Genomic DNA, 7,029 nt, shown 5'->3' with positions numbered 1-7,029 from the left:
GAAACGGCTCCATCCCAGCCGCCTAAAGGCGTGGGGTTTCCTGATCCCCTATCGGGGACTCTAAATCGCCGAAAATGCGCGGTATTGCGGTCACCGAAAAAAGTTGTCGCAGGTAGCGGCAGACGGGTTGCCGGTTTGGTGCAACGCAACTATAAGCGCTCACATCTGAGCGCGCCCATCGTCTAGCGGTCAGGACACCGCCCTTTCACGGCGGTAACAGGGGTTCGATTCCCCTTGGGCGTACCAGAAAAATCAAGCTGGCTGCTTCCCCATCCCGCCATGTCGAATCTAGCTCGAATAACTGCCGGTGAACGCTGGCGGACTTTCCCGCTATTTCCATTCAAACCTGTCGGTCGGCTCAAGTCTAGATTGAAATTCGTGGCGAAGGGCCGCCAGAGCCGCCGTTTTCCCATTCAGGCAGGCATCGAAGAACGACACTGCTCCGTCTTGTACAACGCGCGTGTAGCGGGTCTCCTCCTCGGGGCCGTGGGCGTGTGGTCCGTGCTTCAGGCCGGAAAACGCATTGTGGCCAGCACCGTCGAGAACGAGCAGATATTGATGAGGGATGGTCAGCGCTTCGTAAGGAAGGGTCCGCTGTATCGGATCGAATTCCTTGTTGCCGGGCACCGCATTGCCGTCTTTCGTGCCGGTGATGTGAAACAGCGGGATATTGATATCGCGGTAAAGGGCGGCCAACTCGCCGCCCTGGATGGGTATGTTCGGGCTCATCACCAAGCCGGCGCGAATTCCTGGCTCCTTGAACGACCACTGCCCGCCCGGACCCATTCTCTGCCCTGCGGCAACCATCGTCGAGACGCCTCCATAAGAGTGTCCGGCCATGCCGATGCGTGTCAAATCCAGGCGGCCGGCGAGCCGCCCCTCGCCGTTCATGCGCGCAAGCTCGCGCAGGGCAAAGGGCACGTCCTGAAATCGCGCGCGCGCAGCATTGGCGTCCCACATCGCTTCACGAAGAATGCGGTAGACTTCCTCAAGAGAGTTTGCCTGTTGCCAGATCGAACTGTCCGTCCCGGTATGCTGCAGGTGCACCGCCACGTAACCGCTTTCCGCCAGGCGCCGCCCGAGGTAAGGCATCGCCTCGCGCGATCCGCCAATGCCATGCGACACAAGGAGCACCGGGTAAGCGCCAGACAGGGGAGCGGGGGCATAAAGCCGGTACGGCACCGAACGGCTGCGCGATTCGTCGCGAAAGGCGCCATCAATGACAGTATATCCCGAAGGTGAATCGTCCACGGTTTCGTTCATCCGCCAGTCTCTCAGGAATGTATGCTCGAAAGCCTCTATTGTTCGCCCCGTTCCTTGACCCGCTGGACCGAAAGCATTAAGGCAATCACAGGTAAAAGCCACATCCAAGATTGCCCGCTAGGTTCGTGCTATGGTGGTGTTTGAAACAAGCGCTCACTATTACCGCTTCTTTGCCAACGAGTCTCGTCGTGGCGGCTCTCCCCTCTATGAAAAGCTGTCGCTTGGGATTGCGGACAATGTCGCGCTCCAGCGCCTGGCGGCAGGGCGCAGGAAGGGTCAGCCGGCGGCGAACCTTGTCTTCGGCGCGGTACAGTATCTCCTGCTTGGGGGCGTCGATCATCCTCTCAAGGATTATTATCCGAGTCTGGGCGGAACACGGCCGGCCGACGATCGCGCATTCGAACTTTTCGCGGCTTTTTGCGGTGCCCACGAAGCCGAACTCGTCGAGATCATCGCGAAGCGCGCCACCAACACCAACGAGGCTGGCCGCAGCGCGCTGCTGCTGCCCGCATTCGATCTGGTTGCGCGCGAAGCCGCCGCTCCCCTTGGCCTCGTCGAGATCGGATCCAGCGCCGGCCTGAACCTGAACTTCGACAGCTATGGATATCGGTATACAGACGGGAAAGGCGCTCCGAAGCTGGAGCGGTGGACCGATGCGGATTTCGTCCTTTCCTGCATCCTTGAAGGGCCTGGCGTGCCTGTATTGGGGATGTTCCCGCCCCCCGTTTCATCGAGGATCGGCCTCGAACTTTATCCGACCGATGTTCGGGATGAAAATGAACGCCGGTGGCTCAAGGCGCTTGTCTGGCCCGAGCGCATTGACCGGCTTACAAAACTGGATGGCGCCTTGAAGATCGCCGCCGCGCATCCGCCCCGGATCAGAGGCGGCGACGCCGTGTTGAACCTGAGCTCTGCGCTGGCGGAGATTCCGCCTTATCAAGCCCGATGCGTGTATCACACGATAATGGGCTATCAGCTTTCTGGCGATCAACACCGACGCATAAACGATATCCTGTTGGAGGCGAGCAAAACGGCGCCGGTCTGGCGCGTCACCGTGGAAGGCGAGGTCGCACACCCCAATCCCACTGAGACGTTCAATCCTCTCAAGGTCAGCAGATACTTCAATGGCGAGCGCAGGGTCAAAACGCTTGCGATCTGCGATCCGCATGGGCTATCGATGGAGTGGAAAGGCTAGCAGGTCGACGGTTTACCCGGCCATTCCTGTCCTTGACCAAATGCAAAACGCGATGCGCTTTACTCTAAAGTGTCCACATCATCGGCGATGGACAAACGGTCGCGCGGCAGAGGCACACGCAACTGGTTGCGATTGGATAAGGCCTTGGCAAAGTCCGGTTTGAGCGTCAGCGCCTCGTCAAAGCTGGCGAGTGCTTCATCAATGCGCCCCAACGCCCGCAGCGTAACCCCCCGATTGTTCATAGCCTGCACGAAATCGGGTCTCACCCCGATGGCTTTCTCGTAGCACGCGAGAGCCTCATCATACCGTTTCAGACCGCGCAAGGCATGCCCCCTGTTGTTGTACGCAGCTGCGGCTTTCGGATTGATCTCGGTGGCGCGAGCCAGGTAGGTGTCAGCTGCCTGATACCGACCGGCCTGAAGACATAGAACGCCCAACAGATAATTAGCGTCGTAATGTCGGGGATTTGCCGCCAGTACCTGCAGATAAATCCTCTGGGCATCCAAAAATTGCTTGCTCCGATGGCATTGCAAGGCACGCGCAAATTGCTCCTCAATACGCATAGCCGCCACAACCTCGTTCAGAAGCCGGCGCGCCTCCAGATTGCTCGGTTCAGTCTCGAGCACTTGCCTGCAACCGCGCTCCGCCAGATGGAACTTCCCTTCCTGACGCAGCTTTCGCACCGACGAAATCACTGAGGGAAGGCTTCTTCGATCCAGCCTGTTCCGGCGCGTCAGGCTGTTGGTGGCGTCGATTCGGACACCCTCTACAAGCCGCTCCTTCGATCCGAAACTGTACTTGTACGAAAAATCTCCAGTGCCAAGGTCGTAAGTCCTGAGGCCGTTTTGAATTGCCCAGCGGATGCTGTAGGCGTGAAGCACCAAGCCCGGTGGAGGCTTCCGAATTGCGAGATTGCGGCTGACGAGGAAACAGACGAGTGAACGCTTTGACTTGTCGATAAACGCAATGTGTACTCCTAATGGAGTATCGCCTTTCCACAATACGGGCGCGAACAGTACACCCGCCTTGTGGCATTCAAGTAACATATAGCGGCAGTTGGCAATAATACCCTGAGCATAGGCACGGCTTTTGGCCTCCCACTGCGTAAGCCAAAGTTGAAAGAAAACCTCCAGGTCACTTTGGATTGTCTCGAAGCCCGCCAAACTTATCCGGTATTCTCCGCTATTCTCGACCTGACGGAGAAAATAGCGGACATCACGACGCGTTTTCGGGCCAAGGTTGCCATCCAGGAATTCGTCCCAATCGGCTGGCAAATCGACATACATATAGATGTCATGATTTATCTTTTCGCCTGTTCGGGTTGTATGGCGACGTCGTTCAATCTTTTCTTTCACAAAATCGTTGTCAGAAAAGCTTCCAAGCAGCATTTGACGGCGCTTGGTCGATATCGAAATGTCGTCGCAGTGTAACGTTGTCCAATTCAGCGCCTGCAGGCGATCGGCGAACGACGAAATGACTTGCTCTTCGAATTCGGGAACGCAGATGAAGCCCGTATAGGTAGCGAAATACGAGCCGGCCATCCTTATGCTGCTATAAAATCCCGTCTGCTCATCAAGTCCGGTGACGAGCTGTAGAGGGAAGAAGGCGACATACTCGTTTGACTCGGGAGACGGCCGCGCAGCCAAAATCATCCAACCTGGGCGTCGCAGCCAATTCGACATCCATGGCCAGGACAGGAAAAAGTTCGCCTCCGGATCGGAGTCATAAATCCGGTCCCAATTCTCTCTCAGCGGCTGCAACGCTTCGAATTTGTCAACCATATCGATTTGCATGCGCTGACCATCACTGAAGTGCCTTATCGAGCGTTTTGCGGTTATCTTTGCCGCTTTCTCTGACGCCTGAGACTGTGCGTCAAAACATGTCCCACCAGTTCTTCATACTTGATCCCATGCAGGGCGGCCGAACGATAGACCGCCGAGGCCGGCGCCATGTTGCAGGCAATGTTCACTTCGATGAAAACGGCCCGGCGAGTGTCGGGATCATAACGGAAATCGAAGCGGGCATAGTCGAATGGAGACATCTCGGCCACCAAACGTGCGGTTGCCTCCGAAACCTCTTCAGCTCCCGGTCCGTCGTAAGGAGCGGACTTGTAGGAACTGTTGAGCCCTCGCTTTGCTTCATTGGTCAGAACATTGTCGCCAGGGCGGCCGCGCTCCTCGAAAACCGCCAATGAACCTGGCGGGAAGCCCTCGACAATTGGAACCGTCAGATTGAGGCCCGGCACAAACTCTTCTGCAATGAATTCACGGCCGCCGTGACGCGGATCAGAGATGGTTGTCAGCGCATCCCGCCAATCCGCTTCATTCTCGACCTTTACAATTGCGTCGGAAGCGATACCCCCTCGCGGCTTGACAATCCACGAACCGGGCAGGCTGAATTTATCATTGCTGACCTCACCGGGCTGCATGATCCTGTGCTTCGCGACATCGAGCCCCAAGGAAGCAGCCAACTGCTTGGCCAATACCTTGTCTTCCGAGACCGCCCGACTTGACGCCGATGCGCCGAGACACGGGACGCCACGATAGGCCGCGATTGCCGGCGCCAGGAGCTCGTGACCATCGAATATCGCATGAGAGTGAATGGCATAGAGGAAATCGAAGTCGAGAGGCCCGAACAGCACCTCGTGCTCGCTCGCAGGCGTGACCCTGAAACCCAGCCCCCGCAGCGTTTCGAGCATAATGGCATGGTAGACTACGTGGTAGCCGTACTTGGCCCTACGCTCCGGGCTTGAGTCGAGGGCATGACGCGCCAAAAACAGCACATGGGTTTGCGCCAGCTCTTCCGGCGATGGGGTCAACAGGTATTCCAACGTCGGCATTTGTGAGCCTGATGTGTTCAAAACGCTTTCCCATGCTTGCATCATGGCCTGAGCCGGTCAAGCAGAACCACGAGCAATATCCTGGGTGGCGCTGAAGGTCGAAATGGTACAGATCCAGACTGAGATGCTGGCCGCACCGACCTGTAAAGAAACACAGGAGCAATTCGGGGCTTCCGGTTGTCCTTTGACGGGAGTCAAAGCCCCAGCTCGAATGTAGAAGCCTGATTGCTTCCGAGAAAATTCCCCAAGGCCTGGATAGCGTCTATCGTATGCTGGACATTGTCTATGCGAGCCCACCTATTTTTCTCTGCATTTGTCCTGATGGCGCCTCGGTACACATAGAAAGGAAGAGGAGACTCATCCAGCTTTTCTCTATACTGCAAGGATGCGATGTTTTTCAACGAGATCATAATAGCGTCAAGGTATCGCCCTGCTCTCACCTCGTCCCCTGTTCGCCGCGCCATCTCGAATGCATAAGCCAGCCCCTCGGTGTAAACTCCGTCCGAGGACGCGTGCGGAAGGCCGTACTGAGGGGTTGCTGGATTGAAGAATCGTCCAATCCTGTACGACAGGTCCTGAAGTTCAAGCAATTTGTCGTTCAGAGTAAACACCGCCTCGGCGAATTTGTCGGCTTTCGTCAACCCATATAGATGCCGATAAGCGATGGTGTGCCAAGGGACGTATGCCGGGTAAAAGTTATCTGCGATATTGCGGACATATTCCTCTAAATAGAATTCTGCACCGCGCGCCGCTTCGTCGAAATAACGGGTTAATCCAGTCCGGAAGTAATATTCGAGCAAAGCTACTAATGCTTCCCCTGAGTAAAATGTTAAGAGGTATTTTGCGTCGAAGGAATAATTCGGCTCCTTTAGCCAAGGGCGAAAGGACCCGTCTGCATTCTGAAGCGCAAGGATGCCCTCCGCGGCTGCACTAGCCTTTGACTGGAACTGTTCAAAATGAGGGCTTGCCGCGAATGTGCGAAGCAGCATCGCATTCGCCCCGAGTTTTGACTTGCCATCATATTCAATATAACCAATACCACCCTCTTCCCTATACCATGTATTCATGATGAATGACAAATTCCGGCGATGAACAGGGCGAAGCGAGAGGTTTCTGACGCTCATTTCCGCTAACGTGCGCGACGACATAAGCTGTCTTAGTTCATTGTTTTTTTCAGATTTCTCGCCCGTATACGGATTAATACTGTAGGTAAACAGACCCTTTTTTCCAATATTGCGGATTATCCAGGCTTTCGCCAAGTCTCGGATCCTTGCCATCTCCTCCGGCAGCGGCACGACCGTCCGTCGTTCGGGAGACCGTTCGGCCCGATGAAAGTTCTTCTTTGGCATGAGGCGTTTGGAGGTTTGAATCCGGTGGGCGGACATGGTTTCGCCGAGATTGATCGAGTTTTTGGCTGCTCTTCGACTGTCGACTGTAACGGCACGGTCTAGGCGGTGGCAACGGCCGTGGGCCGGGCTCCAAATGAGCGTAGAGAGCCGTGAAGATCCTGGTTTTCGCTGCAGTTGGGGGCCGGTCTGCGACGAAGCCCGGCGCGGAGGAGTGAAGATAGCTTCGCGGCCGATAGTCACCCTCGCGCCGGCCCTCCTGTTCAGTATCCCAAACGGAAGGTGAGCGTCTTTCGACGCTCACCTTCGCGATTATCGGGCGAATATCTGGTGGGTCGTTAGCCGCCGCTGCCGCCGCCACTGCCACCGCTGCCGCCGCTACCACC

At 56.4% G+C, this 7,029-nt stretch carries 5 protein-coding genes and 1 tRNA gene; 2 read left to right on the top strand and 4 right to left on the bottom strand.

Annotated elements, in window-relative coordinates:
• The first annotated feature begins 171 nt into the window (after nt 1–171).
• Nucleotides 172–246 (top strand) — tRNA-Glu (locus BQ8794_RS32820).
• 84 nt (nt 247–330) lie between these two features.
• Here the strand turns inward: BQ8794_RS32820 and BQ8794_RS32815 are convergent.
• The gene (locus tag BQ8794_RS32815) at nt 331–1,263 is read right to left on the bottom strand and encodes an alpha/beta hydrolase family protein (RefSeq protein WP_077383885.1); all 933 of its coding nucleotides are present in this window, start codon (nt 1,261–1,263) and stop codon (nt 331–333) included.
• Between the two features lie 130 nt (nt 1,264–1,393).
• On the opposite strand from BQ8794_RS32815, the gene BQ8794_RS32810 reads away from it, so the two are divergent.
• The gene (locus BQ8794_RS32810; RefSeq protein ID WP_077383883.1) at nt 1,394–2,458 is read left to right on the top strand and encodes a DUF2332 domain-containing protein; all 1,065 of its coding nucleotides are present in this window, start codon (nt 1,394–1,396) and stop codon (nt 2,456–2,458) included.
• Nucleotides 2,459–2,517: 59 nt separating this feature from the next.
• On the opposite strand, the gene BQ8794_RS32805 is transcribed toward BQ8794_RS32810, so the two are convergent.
• The 3 genes from BQ8794_RS32805 to BQ8794_RS32795 all read right to left on the bottom strand — a co-directional run bounded on the left by BQ8794_RS32805 (nt 2,518) and on the right by BQ8794_RS32795 (nt 6,682).
• The gene (locus BQ8794_RS32805) at nt 2,518–4,239 is read right to left on the bottom strand and encodes a GNAT family N-acetyltransferase (RefSeq protein ID WP_167378932.1); all 1,722 of its coding nucleotides are present in this window, start codon (nt 4,237–4,239) and stop codon (nt 2,518–2,520) included.
• Nucleotides 4,240–4,292: 53 nt separating this feature from the next.
• Nucleotides 4,293–5,342 (bottom strand): D-alanine--D-alanine ligase family protein, encoded by a 1,050-nt coding sequence (locus BQ8794_RS32800; RefSeq protein ID WP_077383880.1) that lies wholly within the window; start codon nt 5,340–5,342, stop codon nt 4,293–4,295.
• A 149-nt stretch (nt 5,343–5,491) separates the two neighbouring features.
• Nucleotides 5,492–6,682 (bottom strand): glycoside hydrolase family 88 protein, encoded by a 1,191-nt coding sequence (locus BQ8794_RS32795; RefSeq protein ID WP_210189883.1) that lies wholly within the window; start codon nt 6,680–6,682, stop codon nt 5,492–5,494.
• Between the last annotated feature and the right edge of the window lie 347 nt (nt 6,683–7,029).

The organism is Mesorhizobium prunaredense, from assembly GCF_900156895.1.
Classification (GTDB): domain Bacteria; phylum Pseudomonadota; class Alphaproteobacteria; order Rhizobiales; family Rhizobiaceae; genus Mesorhizobium; species Mesorhizobium prunaredense.
This window is presented reverse-complemented; position numbering and strand designations above follow the sequence as displayed.